General features: G+C 65.1%; 23 protein-coding genes. 16 read left to right on the forward strand and 7 right to left on the reverse strand.

Going from position 1 to position 21730, the window contains the following annotated elements:
- Nucleotides 1-42: 42 nt before the first annotated feature.
- On the reverse strand, nucleotides 43-717 hold the full coding sequence (locus LFT47_RS00180; RefSeq protein ID WP_236813984.1) for a TetR/AcrR family transcriptional regulator: 675 nt from the start codon (nucleotides 715-717) through the stop codon (nucleotides 43-45).
- A gap of 139 nt (nucleotides 718-856) precedes the next feature.
- Between LFT47_RS00180 and LFT47_RS00185 the strand changes: the two genes are divergently transcribed.
- From LFT47_RS00185 to LFT47_RS00205, 5 genes are all read left to right on the forward strand, one after another.
- Nucleotides 857-2248 (forward strand): flavin monoamine oxidase family protein, encoded by a 1392-nt coding sequence (locus LFT47_RS00185; RefSeq protein WP_236813986.1) that lies wholly within the window; start codon nucleotides 857-859, stop codon nucleotides 2246-2248.
- Nucleotides 2249-2408: 160 nt separating this feature from the next.
- Nucleotides 2409-3167, forward strand: a complete 759-nt coding sequence (locus tag LFT47_RS00190; RefSeq protein WP_236813988.1) for a LamB/YcsF family protein — start codon at nucleotides 2409-2411, stop codon at nucleotides 3165-3167.
- Nucleotides 3164-4801 (forward strand): 5-oxoprolinase/urea amidolyase family protein, encoded by a 1638-nt coding sequence (locus LFT47_RS00195; protein ID WP_236813990.1) that lies wholly within the window; start codon nucleotides 3164-3166, stop codon nucleotides 4799-4801. Before LFT47_RS00190 ends, LFT47_RS00195 begins: the two co-directional genes overlap by 4 nt.
- The gene (locus LFT47_RS00200; protein ID WP_236813992.1) at nucleotides 4798-6531 is read left to right on the forward strand and encodes an acetyl/propionyl/methylcrotonyl-CoA carboxylase subunit alpha; all 1734 of its coding nucleotides are present in this window, start codon (nucleotides 4798-4800) and stop codon (nucleotides 6529-6531) included. Before LFT47_RS00195 ends, LFT47_RS00200 begins: the two co-directional genes overlap by 4 nt.
- Nucleotides 6532-6683: 152 nt before the next feature.
- On the forward strand, nucleotides 6684-7370 hold the full coding sequence (locus LFT47_RS00205) for a GntR family transcriptional regulator (protein ID WP_236813994.1): 687 nt from the start codon (nucleotides 6684-6686) through the stop codon (nucleotides 7368-7370).
- Between the two features lie 32 nt (nucleotides 7371-7402).
- On the opposite strand, the gene LFT47_RS00210 is transcribed toward LFT47_RS00205, so the two are convergent.
- Together LFT47_RS00210 and LFT47_RS00215 are read right to left on the reverse strand one after the other, a co-directional pair.
- Entirely contained in the window at nucleotides 7403-8020 is a 618-nt protein-coding gene (locus LFT47_RS00210) for a hypothetical protein (RefSeq protein WP_236813995.1), read from the reverse strand.
- 150 nt (nucleotides 8021-8170) lie between these two features.
- Nucleotides 8171-8620 (reverse strand): DUF5997 family protein, encoded by a 450-nt coding sequence (locus tag LFT47_RS00215; protein ID WP_236813998.1) that lies wholly within the window; start codon nucleotides 8618-8620, stop codon nucleotides 8171-8173.
- Between the two features lie 133 nt (nucleotides 8621-8753).
- Between LFT47_RS00215 and LFT47_RS00220 the strand changes: the two genes are divergently transcribed.
- From LFT47_RS00220 to LFT47_RS00235, 4 genes are all read left to right on the forward strand, one after another.
- Nucleotides 8754-9557 carry an ABC transporter permease gene (locus tag LFT47_RS00220; protein WP_236814001.1) on the forward strand — a complete coding sequence of 268 codons (804 nt, stop codon included), beginning with the start codon at nucleotides 8754-8756 and terminating at the stop codon, nucleotides 9555-9557.
- Entirely contained in the window at nucleotides 9554-10618 is a 1065-nt protein-coding gene (locus LFT47_RS00225) for a sulfate/molybdate ABC transporter ATP-binding protein (RefSeq protein ID WP_236814003.1), read from the forward strand. The genes LFT47_RS00220 and LFT47_RS00225 overlap by 4 nt, the downstream gene beginning before the upstream one ends.
- A gap of 69 nt (nucleotides 10619-10687) precedes the next feature.
- On the forward strand, nucleotides 10688-11428 hold the full coding sequence (locus LFT47_RS00230) for a LysR substrate-binding domain-containing protein (protein WP_442863484.1): 741 nt from the start codon (nucleotides 10688-10690) through the stop codon (nucleotides 11426-11428).
- Between the two features lie 3 nt (nucleotides 11429-11431).
- The gene (locus LFT47_RS00235; protein WP_236814005.1) at nucleotides 11432-12052 is read left to right on the forward strand and encodes a LacI family DNA-binding transcriptional regulator; all 621 of its coding nucleotides are present in this window, start codon (nucleotides 11432-11434) and stop codon (nucleotides 12050-12052) included.
- A gap of 95 nt (nucleotides 12053-12147) precedes the next feature.
- On the opposite strand, the gene LFT47_RS00240 is transcribed toward LFT47_RS00235, so the two are convergent.
- The 3 genes from LFT47_RS00240 to LFT47_RS00250 all read right to left on the reverse strand — a co-directional run bounded on the left by LFT47_RS00240 (nucleotide 12148) and on the right by LFT47_RS00250 (nucleotide 15175).
- The gene (locus LFT47_RS00240; RefSeq protein ID WP_236814007.1) at nucleotides 12148-13647 is read right to left on the reverse strand and encodes a SulP family inorganic anion transporter; all 1500 of its coding nucleotides are present in this window, start codon (nucleotides 13645-13647) and stop codon (nucleotides 12148-12150) included.
- A 6-nt stretch (nucleotides 13648-13653) separates the two neighbouring features.
- The gene (locus LFT47_RS00245) at nucleotides 13654-14757 is read right to left on the reverse strand and encodes a GTP pyrophosphokinase (protein ID WP_236814009.1); all 1104 of its coding nucleotides are present in this window, start codon (nucleotides 14755-14757) and stop codon (nucleotides 13654-13656) included.
- Nucleotides 14758-14857: 100 nt separating this feature from the next.
- Nucleotides 14858-15175 carry a hypothetical protein gene (locus LFT47_RS00250; protein ID WP_236814011.1) on the reverse strand — a complete coding sequence of 106 codons (318 nt, stop codon included), beginning with the start codon at nucleotides 15173-15175 and terminating at the stop codon, nucleotides 14858-14860.
- 140 nt (nucleotides 15176-15315) lie between these two features.
- On the opposite strand from LFT47_RS00250, the gene LFT47_RS00255 reads away from it, so the two are divergent.
- The 4 genes from LFT47_RS00255 to LFT47_RS00270 all read left to right on the forward strand — a co-directional run bounded on the left by LFT47_RS00255 (nucleotide 15316) and on the right by LFT47_RS00270 (nucleotide 18539).
- Nucleotides 15316-16125, forward strand: coding sequence for an alpha/beta hydrolase (locus LFT47_RS00255; RefSeq protein WP_236814013.1), 810 nt, complete (start codon nucleotides 15316-15318; stop codon nucleotides 16123-16125).
- A gap of 69 nt (nucleotides 16126-16194) precedes the next feature.
- Complete coding sequence (locus LFT47_RS00260; protein WP_236814015.1) at nucleotides 16195-17163, forward strand: carbohydrate kinase family protein; 969 nt, start codon at nucleotides 16195-16197, stop codon at nucleotides 17161-17163.
- A complete protein-coding gene (locus LFT47_RS00265) occupies nucleotides 17160-17684 on the forward strand; it encodes a YbhB/YbcL family Raf kinase inhibitor-like protein (RefSeq protein ID WP_236814017.1) in 525 nt (174 codons plus the stop codon). Before LFT47_RS00260 ends, LFT47_RS00265 begins: the two co-directional genes overlap by 4 nt.
- A 45-nt stretch (nucleotides 17685-17729) precedes the next feature.
- Complete coding sequence (locus LFT47_RS00270; RefSeq protein WP_236814019.1) at nucleotides 17730-18539, forward strand: HAD family hydrolase; 810 nt, start codon at nucleotides 17730-17732, stop codon at nucleotides 18537-18539.
- A 36-nt stretch (nucleotides 18540-18575) separates the two neighbouring features.
- On the opposite strand, the gene LFT47_RS00275 is transcribed toward LFT47_RS00270, so the two are convergent.
- Nucleotides 18576-19850, reverse strand: a complete 1275-nt coding sequence (locus tag LFT47_RS00275) for a helix-turn-helix transcriptional regulator (RefSeq protein ID WP_236814021.1) — start codon at nucleotides 19848-19850, stop codon at nucleotides 18576-18578.
- 139 nt (nucleotides 19851-19989) lie between these two features.
- On the opposite strand from LFT47_RS00275, the gene hxlB reads away from it, so the two are divergent.
- The 3 genes from hxlB (at nucleotide 19990) to LFT47_RS00290 (ending at nucleotide 21719) form a co-directional block, all read left to right on the forward strand.
- Complete coding sequence (hxlB, locus tag LFT47_RS00280) at nucleotides 19990-20610, forward strand: 6-phospho-3-hexuloisomerase (protein WP_236814022.1); 621 nt, start codon at nucleotides 19990-19992, stop codon at nucleotides 20608-20610.
- 55 nt (nucleotides 20611-20665) lie between these two features.
- Nucleotides 20666-21289, forward strand: a complete 624-nt coding sequence (gene hxlA, locus LFT47_RS00285) for a 3-hexulose-6-phosphate synthase (RefSeq protein ID WP_236814024.1) — start codon at nucleotides 20666-20668, stop codon at nucleotides 21287-21289.
- A gap of 160 nt (nucleotides 21290-21449) precedes the next feature.
- Nucleotides 21450-21719: a hypothetical protein gene (locus tag LFT47_RS00290; protein ID WP_236814027.1), complete on the forward strand. Its 270-nt coding sequence runs from the start codon at nucleotides 21450-21452 to the stop codon at nucleotides 21717-21719.
- Nucleotides 21720-21730 lie beyond the last annotated feature (11 nt).

Genomic DNA, 21730 nt, shown 5'->3' on the forward strand with positions numbered 1-21730 from the left:
GTTATGACGGCCCATAACGACAACAAATGCGAGTCAGTTGGGCTATACGCGGAGCGCGCCGAGCCCGGTGATCAGCGCATCCAGGCCCATGCTGAACGCGAGGTCGGACGGGTAGTTGTTCCGTTCGGGTCCAAGGCTGCGGACCGCCGAAGTGAAGTGCGGCGTGGAGTCGGCCAAGCGGCCGGAATCGAAAATGTCCGCCGGCGCGTTCGCGTCGAAAGCAGCCCCGAAAATATAAGCCTCGAGGGCCACGATGCTGGGGATGATCTGCTTCTCCGGGAAACCCGCACGGAGAAATCCCTCCGTGACGGCTTCGTACATCGCGAGCGTCTGCGGGGCGTCCGTCACGGGAAGGACCGCGATCACCGAGATCAGCGGGGTGTGCCTTGCGAAGATGCCGCGGTAGGAATATGCCCATTGCCTGACGGCCTCCTCCCAAGGGAGCGTGCTGAAACCGCCGAAGTCGACCTTGGACATCAGGTCTTCTTCCACGAGCTTGAGGACTTCATCCTTGGAGGACACATGGTTGTAAAGGGCCGACGGCGCCACCCCCAGGGAGCGCGCGAGTGCGGCCATGGTGAGACCGTCGTAGCCCTTCTTGCTGATCAGTTCCAGCGCCGCTGCAGTGATGCCGTCCTGGTCCAGGACCGCCGCCATTGGCCGTCCTGCCCTGCGGCGCGCTTTGGTCTCGCCGGGGGCGGGGGTGGGTTCAGGCATCGCTGACCTTTCTGGAGGCTGTGTCAATGCATTATTCCATTTGGGTCTTCACAGCCGGGGCCAAGCCAGCTACAGTTGAGATAAATGAACGTCATTCATTTATTGGTCAGCCAACGGGGACGGCCACAGAAAGGACATCATGTTGAATCTTGATCGCGACGTCGTAATTGTCGGTGCCGGTCCGTCGGGACTGACGGCCGCCCGCGAATTGAAGAAGGCCGGACTCAGCGTTGCCGTGCTCGAAGCGCGCGACCGTGTCGGGGGCCGCACGTGGACCGACACCATTGACGGGGCCATGCTGGAAATCGGCGGACAATGGGTGTCCCCGGACCAGACCGCACTCATGGGACTCCTGGACGAACTGGGCCTCAAGATGTACTCCCGCTACCGCGACGGCGAATCTGTCTACCTAGCGCCGGACGGCAGCCGCACCCGCTACACCGGGGCTTCCTTCCCGGTCAGCGAAACCACTGCAGCCGAGATGGACAAGCTCATAGCCATCCTGGACGGCCTCGCCGCCGAGATCGGCCCGGAGGAGCCCTGGGCCCACCCCAAGGCCCGCGAACTGGACACCATCTCCTTCCACCACTGGCTGCGCCAGAACTCGACGGACGAGGAAGCCTGCAACAACATCGGCCTCTTCATCGCCGGCGGCATGCTGACCAAGCCGGCCCATGCTTTCTCAGCCCTGCAAGCAGTGCTGATGGCAGCTTCGGCGGGATCCTTCTCCAATCTGACGGACGAAGACTTCATCCTGGACAAGCGGGTTATCGGCGGCATGCAGCAGGTCTCCCTGTTGATCGCCGCGGAACTGGGTGACGACGTCGTACTTAACAGCCCGGTCCGCACCATCAATTGGGAGCCCGCCGGTGAAGGCCACCGCGTCACCGTCGAGTCCGAGCGTGCAACCGTCAACGCACGATTCGTGATCATGGCCGTTCCGCCGAACCTGTACTCCCGCGTGTCCTACAACCCGCCGCTGCCGCGCCGCCAGCACCAGATGCACCAGCACCAGTCCCTGGGCCTGGTCATCAAGGTCCACGCCGTCTACAGCACGCCGTTCTGGCGCGAAGACGGACTGTCCGGCACGGGCTTCGGCGCTGACGCCCTCGTCCAAGAGGTCTACGACAACACCAACCACGGGGACACCCGCGGCACCTTGGTGGGCTTCATCTCGGACGAAAAGGCCGACGCCGTCTTCGAACTCAGTGCCGAGGACCGCAAGAAGAAGGTCCTTGAGTCCATTGCGAGCTTCCTGGGAGACAAGGCCCTGGATGCCGAGGTCTACTACGAATCCGACTGGGGTTCCGAGGAATGGACCCGCGGAGCCTATGCGGCCAGCTATGACCTGGGCGGCCTGCACCGCTACGGCAAGGACCAGCACGCCAACGTCGGACCCATCTACTGGTCCTCCTCCGATCTGGCCGCGGAAGGCTACCAGCACGTGGACGGAGCAGTCCGGATGGGCCAGGCAACGGCCGCGAGGATCGTCACCGCCAACAACCGAGTCGCTGCGGTACCGGTGGCGTAGTCGATCCAATCCAAACGTGAGGTCTCGGCTCTTTCGCTCGTTGAAAGGGACGAGACCTCACTCTTGGAATCAGGGCAACGGAGCCCGCGAGCAAGATTGTTGAACAATCTTGGCGTTTCAGGCATGATGGTGAGGTATTCAACCTGAGACGGGGATCACAATGCCTTATATCGACCTCAACAGCGACGTCGGAGAATCCTTCGGCAACTGGACCATGGGCGACGACGCTGCAGTCTTCCGCCACGTGTCGAGTGCCAACGTGGCCTGCGGATTCCACGCCGGAGATCCCACCACCATCGCCAGGACCTGCCGCGAGGCCGTCGCCGCAGGAGTGACCATTGGTGCCCACGTGGGTTATCGGGACCTCGCGGGTTTCGGCCGCCGCTTCCTGGATTGCTCCGCAACCGAACTGGCCGACGACGTTCTGTACCAACTCGGCGCACTCCAGGCGTTGGCCCACGCGGCCGGTTCCGAGATCAAATACGTCAAACCGCACGGCGCACTCTACAACGCGATCGTCCACCACGAAGTCCATGCCCAGGCAGTGGCCGACGCCGTCCATGCCTTCAGTCCCGGACTCCCGCTTCTTCTCCTGCCGGGCTCCGTCGCACTCGCCAAAGCCGAAGCGAAGGGGCTCCGGGGAGTCGCCGAGGCGTTCGCCGACCGTGCCTACAATGCGGACGGCACCCTCGTATCGCGCCGCGAAGAAGGCGCCGTGCTACACGACCACGCCGCGATCACCGAGAACATGGTCCGTCTGGCAACGGAGGGCAAAATCGTGGCCAGCGACGGTTCTGTCCTGAACGTCCACGCCGAAAGCATCTGCGTCCATGGAGACACTCCCGGCGCCGTGGCGATGGCAGCCGCCGTCCGCGCGGGACTCGAAGCAGCGGGCGTCACCGTACGGAGCTTCGCGTGAGCCTCACGGGAATACGATGGGCGGGCCCGCGCGCCCTGCTGGTGGAACTTTCCGACCTCCCTTCCGTGCTGGCGTTTCATTCCCGGCTGCTTGCCGAGCCCCTGCCCGGCCAGCTCGACGCGGTCGCGGCGGCAGCCACCGTACTTCTCACGTTCGGCACGCATGCCGAGGCACTCGCGGCGCGCACCGCCGTCGGGCATGTTGACCTGGGAGCGGTGTCACGCGACAGTTCCCGCGACGTCACCATCGAAGTGGCGTACGACGGCGAGGACCTCGCAGAGGTGGGCATGCTCACCGGTCTGGGCCCGGACGGCGTCGTGGCCGCCCACACTGGACAGCTCTGGACCGCGGCTTTCGGCGGCTTCGCCTCGGGCTTCACGTATTTGCTCGGCGAGAACCACAGCCTCGACGTTCCGCGCCGCAGCTCGCCACGCACCGCCGTTCCGGCCGGTTCCGTGGCGCTCGGCGGGACGTTTTCCGCCGTCTACCCGCGGCAATCCCCGGGCGGTTGGCAACTGATCGGACGCACGACGGCGGTCCTCTGGGATCTCGAGCGGGAGTCACCGGCTCTGGTTCGTCCGGGAGACAAGGTCAGGTATGTGGCCGTCCGCGAGGCCGTTGCCCTGACTCCCGCACCGCCTGCGGCACCGCCCGCTGTCCCCGAAGTCACCGGCCCCGCCCTGGTGGTGGACTCACCCGGACTGCAATCGCTCGTCCAGGACCTCGGCCGCCCCGGGCTGGGCGACTTGGGCGTGTCGGCTGCGGGCGCTGTGGACCAGCAATCGACCCGTCAAGCCAATCGCTTGGTGGGCAACGAAGCCGGTGCCGCGGTTGTGGAAACGGTGCTGGGTGGACTTTCGGTTCGGGCCGTCGGTGACCAGGTGCTCGCTCTTGCCGGAGCGGTGGTGCCCTTGGAAATCCGCGATTCATCCGGCGCTCCGGCACGCAGGGTGGCTATGTGCGCGCCCTTCGCTCTCCTCGACGGCGAAACCCTCAGCCTGGGAGAGCCGACGCTCGGGGCCCGAAGCTACCTTGCCGTCCGCGGCGGGATTGACGTGCACCCGGTGCTCGGCAGCCGATCAAGCGACTCGATGTCCGGAATCGGTCCCGCGCCGCTGTCGGTCGGGACCCGCCTCCCAGTTGGAAGAGCGCCGCTGTTCCAACTGGTCGGCGCTCCGGAGGAAACGACGCTGCGGCTAGGGGTGGCGTCCGCGGAACTCCGCATCACCTTGGGCCCGCGGGACGACTGGTTCGATTCCCGTGCCTTGGAGACGCTCACGGAGCAGGACTGGATTACCAGCGAGCAGTCCAACAGAATCGGTGTCCGGCTCAGCCCCGGCGGCGGCCCTGCGCTCGAACGAAACGCCGACCGGGGCGCCGGCGAGCTTCCCAGCGAAGGGGCGGTTGCCGGCGCACTCCAAGTGCCACCCAGCGGACACCCCGTCCTTTTCCTGGCCGACCACCCGGTGACGGGCGGGTATCCGGTGATTGCCGTCGTCGTACCCGAAGACCTGCCGACAGCGGCGCAATTGCCGCCCGGCCACAGGGTGCGGTTCACGATCGTGGACCCCGCAACCCTTGAACCCCTTGAACCTGCCGCTTCCGGCGCTGTCTCCGAAGGAACCCAGCCATGAAAAAGGTCCTGATCGCCAACCGCGGCGAGATCGCCGTGCGGATTGCCCGCGCCTGCTCCGATGAGGGCTTGGAGTCTGTTGCCGTGTACTCGGACCCCGACGCCGATTCCCTTCACGTGCGGTTTGCAGACGAGGCCTACGCACTGGGCGGTTCCACCGGCGCCGAGACGTACCTGGACATCGCCAAGCTGATCGACGTCGCCCGCCGCGCCGGTGCCGACGCCGTGCACCCCGGATATGGCTTCCTGTCCGAGAACGCCGACTTCGCTCAGGCCGTGATCGAAGCAGGGCTTACGTGGATCGGCCCGGCTCCGCAGTCGATCCGGGAGTTGGGCAATAAAGTGACGGCCCGGGAGATCGCCGTCCGTGCCGGGGCTCCTCTCGTTCCTGGCAGCGACGGTCCGGTGGCCAACGCGGCCGAAGTACTTGCGTTCGCCTTGGAATACGGCATGCCAGTGGCCATCAAGGCTGCTTTTGGCGGGGGAGGCCGCGGGCTCAAGATTGCGCGGCGCCTCGAGGATATCGAGGACGCATTCGAATCGGCCGTGCGTGAATCCAAGGCAGCCTTCGGACGGGACGAATGCTTCGTGGAGCGCTTCCTGGACCAGCCGCGGCACGTCGAGGCCCAGATCCTGGCCGATATGCATGGCAACGTTGTGGTCCTCGGAACCCGCGACTGCTCACTGCAGCGCCGCAACCAGAAGCTCGTGGAGGAGGCTCCGGCACCCTTCCTGAGCCCTGAACAGCGCACGCTCATCCACGAATCGGCCAAGGCCATTTGCCGCGAGGCCGGATACTACGGTGCCGGAACCGTCGAATACCTCGTGGCCGTGGATGGCACCATCTCCTTCCTGGAGGTCAATACGCGCCTGCAGGTGGAGCATCCCGTCACCGAAGAAACCTCCGGGGTGGACCTGGTCCGCGAACAATTCCGGATTGCCGCAGGCGGCAGGCTTTCCCTGACGGAAGACCCTGAGCCCCAAGGACACGCCTTCGAGTTCCGTCTCAACGCCGAGGATCCCGCGCGCGGCTTCCTGCCGGGGCCCGGCACGGTGGACGTCTTCGAAGCGCCCACGGGTCCGGGTATCCGAGTGGACTCGGGGGTTCGCTCGGGCTCGGTGGTTCCCGGAGAATACGATTCCCTCCTGGCCAAGCTGATCGTCCGGGGAGAGGACCGGCAGCAGGCCCTGCGCCGCGCCCGGGCTGCCCTGGACGAGATGCAGATCAAGGGTTTGCCCACCGTGCTTCCTTTCCACCGGGCCGTGGTCCGCCACGAGGCCTTCACCTCGGAAGACAAGCTCGGCGTGTACACCACGTGGATCGAGACAGAGTTCGCCGAAGAGCTTGCCGCGTCCCCCGAGATCGCCCGCGTGGCCCCCGGCTCCGAACGCAGCACGTTCACGGTGGAGCTGGATGGAAAGGCAGTACAGCTTGGACTTCCCCTTCGCTTGTTCGAAGCGCTGATGAGCGGAGGTGGCGGTTCCGTCGCTGCTGTTTCGGCTCCGGTAGTGGCCGACGACGCCGGGCTGGCCTCACCGATGTCCGGCTCGCTGGTGAAATGGCTGGTTGAGGACGGTGCCGTCGTGGAAGCCGGGCAGCCCGTGGCGGTGTTGGAGGCCATGAAGATGGAAACCACCGTCCCTGCCCACCGTTCCGGCACCGTGGCGCGTGGTCCGCAAGAGCCAGGTGCCGCCGTCGGGCGCGGAGACGTGCTCGCGAGCATCGGCTGAGGTCCGGCCAGTTCACGGGGGTTGCGGGCACATTCTGCTGGATCATTCGTGGCGGCACGGACTTTTACCGCGGATTTCCGGGCTTCGTCCGAAGCGTGGACGGAGTGATCCAGCAAAATCCGTCGGCCATCGCCGTTCGGTAGATTTGGGGCATGCCCATGAACGCTGCGCTTCAAGGAATCGCCGACGCCGGCCACGCCACCCACGCCCACACCGGAGCGTGGGTTGCCGCCCAGCTTCGCCAGCGCATCTCCCAGGGCCTGTTGCCGCCCGGCACGAAGCTCTCCGAACAGACCTTGTCCGAGGCGCTCGGCGTGTCCCGGAACACCCTGCGGGAGGCCTTTACAGTGCTTGCCGGTGAATCCGTGGTCCAGCGGATTCCCAACCGCGGCGTGTTCGTGGCCGCCCCCGGCGCCGATGACGTCCGGGAGATCTACCGGGTGCGCCGACTGATCGAGCCGGCGGCCGTGCTGTGGGGCGATGTCCCGTCGGAAGCCCTCGACGCTATGGACGCCATCGTCGACAAAGCCCGGGCTGCCCTCTCGGAGGGATCGGTGGCCGGCATGGCGGATGCCAACCAGGAGCTGCACAAGGCCTTGGTGTCGTTGTCCGGAAGTGCCTCCCTGGACGTATTGATGGAGAAGGTGCTGGCCGAGATGCGGTTGGTCTTCCACGCCATGGCCACCACTCCCGACTTCCACAGCCACTACGTGGAACGCAACGCCGCCTTGGTTGCCCAGATCCGTAGCGGACAGCGTGAAGAGGCTGCTGCCGAATTGCGCCGCTACCTCGACGGTGCCGAGCACGAACTCCTGGTGCACATCGGGGCAATACCGTAGGCACTTTCGCGACGACTAAGGGCGTGACCTAGCTACGGAGCAGAAACGCCCGCTGCAGCCTCGGCTTCGGCCATCGCAACATCCAACTGCTCGACGGCGCGGGCATAGTCCGTCCCCGCTGTCGGGCGGCAGCGTTGGGCTTCCTGCAGCGCGCGGACCAACGCGGCGGTCTGCGGAACGTTGACGTCGCTCATTCCGGGGAAGTCGATGCCCTTGGCGGGATCCAGTTCATACCTTTGCCAGCGGGCCAGGAGGGCATCGTGACGGGTCGCCGCTTCCGTGAAACCGCTGCGGCTTTGACGCTTCTGCTCCAGCCTCCGGCCGACGGCAAATGCGGTAACAGCGGAACTTATGCCGAGGAAGAGCATCAAGAGCCCGACGGCGGGCGAGGCCAAGGCGGGAATGACGACTGCCGGAACAATCACCACGAGTCCGGCGAAAATGTTCCAGAAGGTGGCGTCCGGCTCCTTGACGAAGTCCCGATCGCGGTGGCCGAGAGGCCCCTGCGCGGCGAGGGGGCCGCCGTCGGGGGCTCCATGGATGACCCCTTTGCGGACGGTGTTGACGGTGAAGGCCACCGCGCACATGAGCAAAATTGCCCACAGCCCGATCTCCCAGACCGTCAGCTGGATTCCAGTTGTGGCGGGCAATCGGACCACCTCCACGCGAATGCGCACCCCTTTGAAATCAGTATGCGCCGAGTCAGGCCCGGAGGCGAGGGCCCGAATTGCGCTTAAAAGCAGCAAGGCAGGACACCCCGTCGGGAGTGTCCTGCCTTGCCCGGCAAGTCCGGTTGGAGCTTAAGCGTGGTCCCGCTTGGATGCCTTGGGCGCGTCCCGCTTGGCGGTGGCGTTGGTTTTGGCTTCCTTCGTAGCTTCCTTCTTGGCAGCTTCTTCCTTGATGCGCTTTGCCTCGGAGCGTACGGCTGCGTGCGTGGCGCGTTCGACGACGAGCCACTGCGGAGGAGCTTCCAGCAGTTCGGTGATTTCCGCCGTCGTCAGGGGCTCGGTGATTCCGCCGCGGGCGAGGCCGCTAATGGAGATATTCAGCTTCTGTGCCACCACGGGACGCGGGTGCGGACCCGTCCGGCGCAGTTCGGCGAGCCACTCCGGGGCATTGGCCTGGAGCTCGGCGAAGTCGGCGCGGGTGATTTCCGAATCCTGGAACTCCTGGGGTGTTGCAGGCAGGTAGATGCCAAGTTTCTTGGCAACGGTGGCCGGCTTCATGGACTGGGAGTTTGCAGAGGTCATGGTTCAAGGGTATCCGCCACCGCAGCGAAGTGGCACAGCCGCTGTTCTAGGATGAATCCATGCCGCACATAAGAGTCGCCGGGGCCGCCCGGAAAGTCCTGGTGACGCAAGCCTCGGCGTACCGCAGGCGTTGATGAACTTCAGCGGGATTCCACGGTGGGTCTATGGCCTTGCGGTAGTTGGCGGTTTGTTCGTCCTGTTGCCGCTGGCTGCCATGGTCGCGAAGGTCAATTGGGCGCAATTCATCCCGCTGGTGACCTCCGAGTCCTCGCTGACGGCGTTGGGGCTCAGCCTCCGTACATCTGCCGCGAGCACAGCACTCTGCGTCGTCCTGGGCATCCCCCTGGCCCTTGTCCTTGCCCGCCGGCCCTTCCGCGGGCAGCGGCTCCTCCGTGCCTTCGTCCTCCTGCCCCTGGTGTTGCCGCCCGTGGTGGGCGGTATCGCGCTGCTCTACACGTTCGGGCGGCAGGGACTTCTGGGTAAGAGCCTTGAGCTCGCGGGCATCCAGATCGCCTTTTCGACGACGGCGGTGGTCCTGGCCCAGACGTTCGTCGCCCTGCCGTTCTTGGTGGTCAGCCTCGAAGGTGCCTTGAGGACGGCCGGCAACCGCTACGAAGCTGTTGCCGCGACGCTCGGCGCCCGCCCCACCACCATCCTGCGTCGCGTGACCGTACCTATGGTCCTCCCGGGACTCGCGTCCGGTGCGGTGCTTTCCTTTGCCCGCAGCCTGGGCGAGTTCGGGGCCACGCTGACTTTCGCAGGGAGCTTGCAAGGTGTTACTCGGACCCTGCCGCTGGAAATCTACCTGCAGCGCGAGACCGACGCGGATGCCGCCGTCGCACTTTCACTCGTGCTCGTCGCCGTGGCCGTGATCGTCGTCGGGCTGTCTTACCGGCGTCCGCACCGCGCGGACATTCCCGCGGAAGCTGCCGCATGAGTTTCCACATCGACGCCACCGTCCGCGCCCGCAACCTGGACGTGTCCTTGAGCCTCGGACAGACGGAAACCGTGGCGATCCTGGGACCCAACGGGGCCGGAAAGTCGACGCTCCTTTCCGTTGCGGCGGGGCTCGTGCGGCCGGACGCCGGCTCCGCCCGACTGGGGGACCAGGTTCTCTTCAATCTCGACGGCGGCAGCCGGGTATGGACTCCTCCGCACCTTCGAGGTACGGCGCTGTTGGCCCAGGAACCGTTGCTGTTCCCGCACCTGAGCGTCCTCGACAACGTGGCTTTCGGTCCGCGTAGCGCCGGCGCTTCCCGGGCGGAATCACGCGAGGCTGCGCGGCACTGGCTTGCCGAAGTCGACGCCACGGAGTTTGCGGGGCGGAAGCCCGGGGAGTTGTCCGGGGGACAATCCCAGCGTGTTGCAGTGGCCCGCGCGCTGGCGGCCAGTCCCGAGTTGTTGCTCCTCGACGAGCCGATGTCCGCCCTGGACATCCACGCCGCTCCGCACTTGCGCCGGCTCCTCAAACGCGTCCTGTCCGGACGTCGCGCCCTGATCATCACCCACGACGTCCTGGATGCCCTCATGCTCGCGGACCGCGTGATCGTCATGGAAAAGGGCAGGATTGTGGAAGAAGGCGCCACCCGTGAGGTGTTCCGGCGTCCGCGTAGCCAGTTCGCGGCTGGCCTGGCCGGGGTGAACCTCATGGCGGGCACCGTCACGGACGACGGACTCAGGACGTTCGCCACCGACGAGCTTCCCGGACTGCACGTTGCGGGACATCTCGATGACGAAGCGGAACCCGGCCAGCCCGGCGTCGCCGCTTTCCCGCCGTCGGCCGTTTCCATCTTTCTGGACGCCGCCCACGGTAGCCCGCGCAACTCGTTCCCGGTTGCAATCACCGATCTTGAACCGCACGGGGACCACATCAGGGTCCGGGCCGGCGATTTGGCAGCGGACATCACGCCCTCAGCCTCCGCCGAGCTGGGACTCGAACCCGGCTCGCGCGTCCACTTCGTGGTCAAGGCCACGGCGGTCCAGGTCTACGCGGCTTAGCCTGGACCGGCGCTGCGTTGGCTACCGCCCGCGCGGTACTGTGAACTGGTGCCATCCGATCAAGAATCCCTGCCCGCCGTCGGTGCCCCCGACGCCTCCGAAGCTGAAACAAGCGCTCCTGAGGGGCTGACTTTCGCTTACGTCGCCGGCGTGACGCCCGGGAAATGGATTCGGCGGTGGGAAGAGCGCATGCCCGATGTTCCGCTGCACGCGTTCATGTCCGACGACGGCGCGCAGCTGGAGGTTCTGCGCGATGGTTCCGCGGATCTCAGCTTTGTGCGCTTGCCCGTGGATCGCGATGGACTCCATGTCATTCCACTCTACGAAGAGCAGCCAGTGGTCGTGGCCCCGAAAGGTCACGAAATCTCAGTGTTCGAAGAGGTGGCGCTGGAGGACCTCGCGGAGGAGAACTTCCTGGATGTCGCCGGTATGGGCGGGCCGGAGATGGCCATGCAAGTGGTGGCCTCGGGTGCCGGCCTCGTGATCCTGCCGATGTCCGTGGCCCGGCATTTCAGCGTCAAGGACACGGTGGCGCGGCGCCTGACCGGGTCCGAAGGCACGCAGATCGCCCTCGCCTGGCCGAGCGACTCCACCAGCGAGGTCATCGAGGAATTCATCGGCATTGTCAGGGGCCGGACCGCCCAGAGCTCGCGGCAGCCTTCGGCTCAACAGGAGAAGCCCAAGAAGGCACCGAAGCCGGACCGGCGCGGCACCGGCGCCAAAAAGCCGGCGGTTGCCCAGCGTTATGCCCCGAACCCGAACCCGGACAAGGGCCGGGGCAAGGGCTCCCGCAAGAAGGGAAAGCGCTAGGCCATGGGACTTGGAGCGAAGCCGACCATCCGGGACGTCGCCAAGAGCGCCGGCGTTTCCCTCACCACGGTGTCCTACGTCTTGTCCGGGCGCCTCGGGGGCACCACTCGTATCAGCGAAGCAACACAAGAGCGGGTCCAGGCCGCGGCCAAGGAACTGGGTTACGTACCGAACCAGGCGGCCCGCGGAATGCGACGCGGCAAGACCGACCTTGTGGCGATTGCCATTGGCGACCTGGAATGGCCGTGGGACCGGGCCTTGGCAACGGCCGCCGCACGCATTTTGCCCCAGCACGGCTACCAGCCCGTGATCCTCATCGGCGAAGGGTGGCGGAGGTTCATGCTGTCCGGCGGTGCCGACGGCGCAATCATCGGGGCTCTTCCGCCCGGGACCCTTCTTGACCTCACGGTGGGCGAGCTGGCCCGGCGCGGAGTAGCACAAGTCATCATTTCGGACACCATGCAGCCTGCCGGCTTCGATGTCCTGGCACCTGGATCCGCGGGCGGGACCCCGGAACCGGAAGCCCTCGAAGGAGCCATCACTCTGCTTCTGGACCGGCTTGCCGGCCGCACCATTGGCGCGGGAACAACCAAGGCCGCGCCGTGGGAGTTCAAGGCCCCGTAGCCTCCCAACTGACTCGCATTAGGTGTCGTTTTGGCGGCTCATAACGACAACAAATGCGAGCTAGTTGGGGGGCGGAGCTAGTTGGGGCGGCGGCGTTAGCCTGCGTTGAGCTTGCCTGCGAGCCGCTCGCGCATCCGTACGCTTGCCGCGTTGAGGCCTATCAGCTCCACCTCCCGGCCGTGCCTTCGGTATTTCTCGGTAACTGAATCCAGCACCGCAACGGTGGAAGCATCCCAAATATGCGAGGCGTGCAGGTCGATGACCACGTGGTCGATTCCCTCCGAGGAATCCTTCGCGTAGTCGAACTGCGTGTACAGGTCGTTGGAGGAAGCGAAGAACAACTCGCCGTCCACGGTGTAGCTCGCCACGGTCCGGCCGTTGATCTCGACTTCGCTTCGCTCCACCGTGGCGAAGTGGGCCACCCGGCGGGCAAACAGCACCATGGCCGTGAGGACGCCGGCTCCCACCCCGATGGCAAGGTTATGGGTCGCCACCACCACGGCCACCGTCACGAGCATGACGCCGGTCTCGGACTTCGGGAGTCGCTTGAGCGTCGCGGGCCGGATCGAGTGCCAGTCAAACGTGATGAGGGAAACGAAGATCATCACAGCCACCAGAGCGGCCATGGGAATCATGCCCACCACGTCCCCGAGCACCACCACGAGCACCAGCAGGAAAGCTCCGGCGAGGAAGGTCGACAGCCGGCTGCGGGCACCCGAACCCTTGACATTGATCATGGTCTGGCCAATCACGGCGCAGCCGCCAAGGCCACCCAGGAAACCCGTGACGATGTTGGCAATGCCTTGGCCCCATGAGACCCGGGTCTTGTTGGAACGGGTGTCTGTGATGTCGTCCACGAGCTTGGCAGTCATGAGGGACTCCAGCAGGCCCACAAGCGCCATGGACAAAGCGAACGGAGCAATGGTCTGGAAGGTTTCCCAGGTCAAAGGCACGTCGGGCAGGAAGAAACCGGGAAGGCTGTTGGGGAGTTCGCCCTTGTCATGCACCGTGGGGACGCGGATTCCGGCCAGCGTCGTGATGATCGTGAGGGCGACGACGGCCACCAAAGGTGCGGGCACCGCCGTCGTGATTCTGGGCAAACCGAAGACGATCAGCAGCCCGATGGCAACAATCGGGTAGACCATCCAAGGGACGCCGATCAGCTCGGGCAACTGGGCCATGAACACCAGAATGGCCAAGGCGTTCACGAATCCGATCATCACCGAACGCGGGATGAAGCGCATGAGTCGCGTGACACCCAGGACAGCCAGGACGATTTGGAAGGCCCCGGCGAGGATGACCGTGGCAATCAGGTAGTTGAGCCCGTGTTCCTTCATGACTGGGGCAATGACGAGCGCGACGGCGCCGGTGGCCGCGGAGATCATGGCGGGCCGGCCGCCCACGATCGCGGTGGTGACTCCCATGGTGAAGGACGCGAAGAGCCCGATCCGTGGATCCACCCCGGCGATGACGGAGAACGCGATGGCCTCGGGAATGAGCGCAAGCGCCACCACCAGGCCGGCCAATGCTTCCGTCTTGAGCCTGCGGGGCGAGCGCAGGGTGAAACGGAGGGACTGGAGCTGCTCGGGTGTCATGGGTCCTTAGCTGTTGGTCAGGCGGTACCGCTCAATCTGCTTGAGACGCCGCTGGAGGCTGTCCCGCCGGGGGTGGGGGACGACGTCGGGCGCCTCAGCGGTGAGGTCGATGTGTTCAGTGCCGTACTGCCACAGCAGGAGGTCATCCAGGAGGCGGTCCGGTCCAGGGGAGTAACGGTGGTCCAGGGCTTTGCGGACCTCGGTGATCCGGTTGGCGCTGAGGAGTCCGGCGAGTTCCACGGTCTTGTTCAGTCCATGGGCCGCAAGAAGCTCGGCAGCCCAACCCCAGTCGTCATCAACTTTACGGTCAACGTGGGGAAGCAGCGTCCGCCACACGTCACGCACACGGTTGGGCGTGAGGGGCATGGAACCCTCGCCCTCGAGATCCCAGTAGCCGCGGACTTCCTCATAGCGTTCGTGGAGGTCTGCGAAGGCGCTCTCCACGGTTTCCAGCATTGCCGCCGTGGCAGTGAACTGGCGGTCGAAATGCGGCGTCCAGGCGCGCGGATCCTCGGCCTTGAAGCGGATGTCGTGTTCTATCTCGCTCCAGGCGTGCGCAAAAACCGTACGGATCTGGCATTCGAAGAAGTAGCTGCCATTCGGCTGAATGTCCGGATTGAAGACCTGTTGGTACGCCTTCACGGACTCGTTCTGGATGGTGCGGAGGATAAGATGGCGGCTCGAGTATCCGTAGGTGCCGGATTCGATGGAGCCGATGTCCTTCTCAAGGTCGCCACGGCAATCGAAAAGCTGGCGCTGGCGCTTGATCAGGTTGGCAACCGCGGCGTTCTCGGCCGGAAGCTTGGTGATGACGCGCAGCCCCACCATGTCGTTCAGGGTCCGGAACGGGTCCGGGAACTTCAGGACCCGTGGACCCCCCTCCAAGGGCACCTCGGTGCGGGAAATCTTTTCCCGGAAAGATTCGACCGTCTTGGTGCGTCCCGTGACGAAGAGGGGCACGGACTCGCTGTTTTTGAGCATGTCCCGCAGGGTCAACAGGACGTCGCGGGTGACGAGTTTCAGGGCAGGACGGACGCGCTCGTAAAGCTCCACGTTCGCCTGTACTGATTCGCGCAGCTGAGGATCCAAGCTGTCCCAATTGCTAGCCATGCCTCCAGCTTACGGGGGAGGACCGACAGTGAAGCGGAGCCGGACGCGCCAGCAATTCGGGATCAGCCTTGTACCTCGCTAGGAGGAGGACGCGCCGGCGTTATCGCTGAGACACCTGGAAGCAGGCAACGTCGTATTGGGAAGTGGGGGAGTAATGCTGTCCTCCCACGCCGCCGTTGATGCTGTTGATGCCCGGCTCGTTGAAGGGAGATCCTGGGCTGTTGGCGGCGTTGCCGGGCGTGTTCGGTTCGAGGGATTGACAGGACTGATTGGGCTTTCCTGTTCCAGGCGGGTTTGCCGCCGAAGCCGGCGAAGCCACAGCCAGCACGCTCAAAATCAATGCCACAAGAACCGACGCGGAGATACGACGGATCATTGAAATCACCTCCGGGTAAAGAAGCGTTCCCGCAAAAAACACGGGAGTGAAGCGAGGGTGGCGCTTCACCCCTGAGGGTACGCTCGGGCGGTGGCTTCAGGAAGGCTCCGCGTTGCTCCTTAGACCATGGCTCCCGCTCCGCGGCGCTCCTCCGCGATAGGCTCGGCACAAAGGAGGACACGATGAAGCGGCACAAGTACTACTACGGCCAGCACTCCAGCCAATGGGGCGAGCTGTTCGTACCAGATTCGCTGCAGCCACACCGCACTCGACCCGACGGAGTGGTGGTGGTGATCCACGGGGGCTATTGGCGCTCCCAGTACGGCGCGGAACTCGGTGAGCCGATTGCCAGGGACCTCGCTGCGCACGGAATTTCTGCCTGGAACCTTGAATACCGGAGGGCCGGAAACGGTGGCGGCTGGCCGCATACGTTCGAAGATGTCCTCGACGGGATCGACCATCTGGGCGAGATTGCCGGCAAGCATGAACTCAACTTGAACAAAGTGGTGGCGCTGGGACACTCCGCAGGGGGCCATCTCGCAGTTTGGGCAGCGGGGCGGGAAAAGCTCTCCAAAATCGGTGCCCCCGACGCCGATCGGCAGCTCCATCGGCATGAGAACGGCGCGGCAGTGCGGCTGACCGGCGTCGTGAGCCAATCCGGACTGTTGAACCTGGCGGACGCCGAGCGGCTCAACCTGAGCAACGGCGCCGTTGACAACCTCATGGGTGGCGACTCGGTGAGATACCCCAAACGGCATATCTACGCGGACCCCATGAGGTCGCTGCCTATCGCCGTTCCGGTCTTCGCGGTCCACGCCGCATCGGACGAGGATGTCCCGTGCAGCCAGTCCGAGGCTTATGTTGCCGCAGCCACCGCTTCCGGCGGAGCGGCCCAGTTCCTCAAAGTGCCCGGCGACCATTTCGACCTGATCGACCCTAGGGCCGTTGCGTACAAGAAGTGCCGGGAGTTGGTACAGCGGCTGCTGGCGTGACGGATTGCCGACAAAGTCACCGGCTGTCATCGCAAGACGTACACCACATCCGCGTGGCAGAGTTGTCCCATGCTGACAGTGATAGGTGAAGCGTTGGTTGATGTCGTCCAGCGTTCCTCGGGAGTCGACGCCCACGTGGGCGGAAGTCCGCTCAACGTCGCCGTTGGGCTGGCCAGGCTGGACCATGCAGTCCAGTTCATCGGCCGTTTCGGGAAGGACGCTTACGGGGAATCGATAGCTGCGCATCTGCGCTCCAGTTCCGTCATGGTTCCGCTACCGCCCGACGAGAGTCCCACCAGCGTGGCCACGGCCCTGATCGACGACGACGGCGCTGCCAGCTACACCTTCGACCTCGCCTGGGAGCTTCCCGGCCTCGCAGCGCGCCTCCCCTTCATGCTTCAGGGGACATCACTCCTGCACACGGGCTCGATTGCCACCATGTTGGAGCCGGGCGCAGCGGATGTCCTTGCCGCCGTCGAGCATGCCCATCCGAATGCGACCGTTAGCTTCGATCCCAACTGCCGGCCCAGCATCATCAAGGATCGCGACTATGCGCGAGCCCAAGTGGAGCGTTTCGTGGCGCTTGCCGACGTGGTCAAGGCCTCCGACGAGGACCTTGAGTGGCTCTATCCCGGCGTCGACGTCTTGGAATCGGCCCGGCGCTGGCTGGCCCTGGGCGGCAGTGGGGGACCCGCCGTCGTGGTCGTCACGCGAGGCGCAGACGGCCCCTGGGGCGTCACGGCCGCGGGCGAGGCCCAGGTGGACGCCCCGAAGGTAGAGGTGGCGGATACGGTGGGTGCCGGCGATTCCTTCATGGCCGCGCTGCTCTCGGGGATCGTTGACCGCGGACTGGCAGGGGCCCAAAACCGGGAAGAGCTGCACGCCATGCCCGCCGAAGTGCTTGAAGGGATCCTCAACCATGCGGCGCGAGCCGCCGCAATCACGGTTTCCCGGCCGGGCGCGAACCCGCCCACCCGGGCCGAACTCAACGCCTTGGGCGTCCCGGAGTCCGGGGTAGGCGTCGAAAGGCAGCCATGAGCTACGCCGACCTTCCACAGGTCCCGTCCTTCGATGTCACCAGCAAGTCGTTCAAGGATGGTGACGTACTCAGCAGCGCCCAGACCAGCAAGCGCTTCGGCGTGGCGGGCGGCAAGGACGAATCCCCGGAACTGAGCTGGAATGGAGCCCCGGCGGGAACCAAGGGCTACGTCGTCACAGTCTTCGACCCCGATGCACCCAGGGCCGGTGGCTACTGGCACTGGGCCGTGGTCAACATAGCCGCCGGTACGAACTCCTTGCCGGCTGGTGCCGGCGTTCAGGGCGGCTCGCACCTGCCGGCGGGCGCGTTTCAACTCAAGAACGACGGCGGGTTCCCCGGTTACCTAGGTGCGGCGCCTCCGCCTGGGCATGGCCCGCATCGGTACATCGTGGCCGTGCATGCCGTCGACGTCGAAGAGCTGGGTCTCGAAGCCGGTGCCTCCACGGAAGCCCTCGTCCGCAAGCTGGCAGCCCACACCTTGGGCAGGGCCGTCATCACGGGCCACTTCGAGCGGCGCTAGCTTGGGGGCGACTTCCGTGTCGGCCGTCCCACGTAGACTGACATAATGCGGCTCGTAGCAAGTGACATTGACGGCACCATCCTTGGCCATGACGGCAAGATCAGCAGCCGCACGATCCGCGCTTTCCATGCCTGCCGTGACGCGGGCATCGAGGTGGTGTTCGTGACAGGGCGGCCGCCGCGCTGGCTCTACCCCCTCCGGGAGCAAATCGGGCACAGCGGCATCGTGATTTGTTCAAATGGGGCAGTGGTGTGGGATCTTGAAGCTGACAAGCTGATTTCGGCCAATGCCTTGAGCATCGAGTCCGTGCTGGAGGCCCGCCGGATCATCAAGCAGCTCCGACCCGACGCCTTGTTCGCGACCGAAACCCTGACCGGATTCCATCTCGAGCCCGGGTTCATCGAGAACGAAACCAGCGAGCTCCTGGCCGAGTTCACCCCTGCTTGGTTGGACGAAACGCTGACCGCGGACGACGCCGTCGTGAAGTTCCTTGCGGTGACGCGGAGCGGCACCCCGGATGATTTCCTGGCAACGGTGCAGCCTGCCGTCGCGCATCTGGTGGAAACCACCCACTCGGCGCCGCGGACCGCGCTCTTGGAAATGTCGGCGCTCGGTATCAACAAAGCCGTCACACTCGCTGAATATGCGGCGTCCCGGGGCATCGAGGCTGCTGACGTGGTGGCTTTCGGCGACATGCCCAACGACGTCGAGATGCTGCGTTGGGCGGGCGACGGTTACGCGATGGCCAGCGGCCATCCGGAGGCGATCAGCGCAGCCGGCCAGCAAGCACCCCATTTCGACGACGACGGCGTGGCCCAGATCCTCGAGGCAAAGCTCGCTTCCCTGCGGGTCTAGGCAGCCCTGGGTTCCCTGGCCGCTGCGCACCGGCCGCTAGCTCGGCGCCCGCAGCCCGTGGCTGTGCGCCAAGGCAATGGCTTCTGTTCGTGAACCTACGCCGAGTTTCCTGAAGATATTCCTGACATGGAATTTAACGGTGTTTTCGCTGATGTGTAGCTTGGCGGAGATGGCTCGGTTGCGCTGTCCGGCCGCCAACAGTTGAAGAACTTCCATTTCGCGCTCGGCCAGGCCCCATCCACCGATATCGCCCACGGGGGCTGATGGCGGGTCCAGCGGCATGACCACCTGCACGTCCGCTCCCCAGCCGGCCATGACCTCGATGTTCATTCGGCCGTCCAGCGCTGCCACTCTGCTGTTGAGCCGCGCAATGTTGGGCGAATCCGCAGTCAGTTCACCCAGGCCGTCGTCTCGCACATTGATGAGCAGGTTCACGCCGTCGCAATCCCACTGCACCCGGACGCGCCTCACCGCAGGCTGGTCCACGATGGCCAGTACCAGACCCCGCACGATCGCCCGGGCAGCGTGCGCGACTTCGCCGGGCAAGGCGCGCCCGTTCACCGGCGGTTCGATGAACTGGACGTCGAGTCCGCTGAAGTGCATGAGTGGCCGCAGGTCCTCCCGCAGCCTTTCAAACGCCGTGGCCACAGGCTCTTCTACGAGATCCGATGTGCGGTCGCTCAAGGTCCGCAGATTGACGAGCGAGGTCGCGGCAAGATCCGTGACGGCCTTGCGGGCCGCGGCGTCGTCGAGGGAGCTTGATCGTAGCGCCGCCAACATCGTCTCGAGCGTGGTGGAATGCCTGTCCACGAGTTCGGCAGTGACGCGGAGCCGCTCGGCGGACGCCGCCCGGGATTCCAAGAGGTACGACGGCGGCGCGTCCGCCACCTTCTCCTGGATGCGCCGTGCCGTGAGTTGCCACAGATAGTCGAGCACCCGCAGCGCCGACTCCCGCTCCAGCGGTTCCTTGGGCAGGACCGGCTCCGTCAGGGCCAGCAGCGCATTGGTCTCGGACGTCAAGGAAAGAACGGGAAGCCGGCCTCCGGCGATGATCGCGTCTCCCTGCCAAGCCTCGCCTTCCGCAACATGGGAGCGCAACTGGTCCAGTTCAGGAATGGAGACGCGGCTGATGATGGCTTCCGCCCCGGCCTTCTTCTGGGGCCGGCCAGTGCAGTCCTCGGTGAAAATGACCAGCGCGCTGCTGCCCACATAGGGCAATGCTGCTTCACGAAGCCGTTCGGCGATGCTCATCAACGGGGCGTTCGCTAGTGCGGCAATTGCTTCGAGGAGCGTCCACGTGCTGGGAGTCATCCCGCCACTTTAGCGGCTCACGTCTTGCGCATACTACCCAAACGGGTAGCCAACACTGCCCATGCTTAGCGTTACACCTATCCGTTCAATCCAGAACGATTGACTCAGACGGAGGATTCACCTGAGCAGGAGATAACGCATGACCACCACCACAGAGACGTTCCACGCCGCCTCGGATGCCCAGCCAAGCGTGGATGTCGAGCTAAGCCTGGCCCTCGTGGGCAGCGAGATCGCAGAAACGGCCGCTGAAGTTGACCTGGGGCAGCTGTCCCGCCTGGCCACGGAAGTCCAGATCGCTGGGAACTCGGCCACGGGAAGGATCTTCGTTGCAGGAGCCGGCCGCAGCGGCCTTGTCCTGCGGATGGCCGCGATGCGGCTGATGCACCTCGGATTCGCCGTGCACATCGCAGGGGACACCACGACGCCGGCCATCCGTTCGGGCGACCTCCTGCTGCTTGCCTCTGGCTCCGGGACGACTTCCGGCGTCGTGCGGGCTGCCGAGACGGCTTCCAAAGCCGGCGCCAGGATCGCCGTGTACACCACGAACGCAACCTCCCCGCTCGCGGAACTGGCCGACGTCGTCGTCATCATTCCTGCGGCGCAAAAGACGGACCACGGATCCACACTGTCCCGCCAGTACTCCGGCAGCCTGTTCGAGCAGGTACTCTTCCTCGCTGCCGAAGCCGTCTTCCAGACCCTGTGGGACAACGACGCAACCCCGGCCGAGGAACTCTGGCTCCGCCACGCCAACCTCGAATAGGCCCTGATATCCACCGCACCAACACCACAACCAACGACGGAAAGAGATCCCCACCATGAAGCTGCAAGTCGCCATCGACGTCCTCACCACCGAAGCTGCCCTCGAAATCGCCGGCAAAGTGGCCGAATACGTTGACATCATCGAACTCGGCACCCCGCTCGTGAAAAGCGAAGGTCTTTCGGCCGTGACCGCACTCAAGGAAGCCCACCCGGACAAGATCGTGTTCGCCGACCTCAAGACCATGGATGCCGGCGAACTCGAAGCCGACATCGCTTTCAAGGCCGGCGCAGACCTCGTCTCAGTGCTCGGCGGCGCGGACGACTCCACCATCGCCGGTGCAGTCAAGGCGGCCAAGGCACACAACAAGGGCATCGTGGTGGACCTGATCGGAGTCTCGGACAAAGTGACCCGAGCGAAGGAAGCCCGCGCCCTCGGTGCCAAGTTCATCGAGTTCCACGCCGGCCTCGACGAGCAGGCAAAGCCGGGCTACAACCTGGACGTCTTGCTGAGCGCCGGCGAGGAGGCCCGCGTGCCGTTCTCCGTCGCCGGCGGCGTGAACCTGTCCACCATCGGAGCCGTCCAGCGCGCCGGAGCGGATGTCGCCGTCGTTGGTGGTTCCATCTACGGCGCAGACGACCCCGCCCTTGCCGCGAAACAACTCCGCGCAGCCATCATCTAAGGTCCAGTTTCCGCCGGGCGCTCCCAACTAGCTAACAGTTAACGTCGTTTTCAGGCCTCTAAACGACAACAATTGCTGGCTAGTTGGGAGCGCTCACCCATTACACAGCTTCAGTCCAACTGCCGTTCAACTACTCCCCGTAGGCTCTTGCCATATTTAGATGCCGATCACAGGGGACATGATGGCCAAGAGAAAGACGACGGGGTGGCCCGAGGCCCCCGTTCGCCGCGCAGTGCCGGCCGAACATTGGAAGCAGTTGCGACGCGGAGACCGGGTGAGAGTCAAGCTCGCGCCCGGGTTTGAGAACCCCGGCCAGGTGGACGCCGTTTCGAGCGACCACAGTGTGGTCTGGGTAAACCTCGACGGCGGTCGCGGCCGCACGCTGGTGCACTGCGGCGACGGCGTAGAGATCGTCCCGCAGGAATCCTGACGGGGTCGCGC

This window comes from Arthrobacter sp. FW306-2-2C-D06B, from assembly GCF_021789175.1.
Taxonomy (GTDB): domain Bacteria; phylum Actinomycetota; class Actinomycetes; order Actinomycetales; family Micrococcaceae; genus Arthrobacter.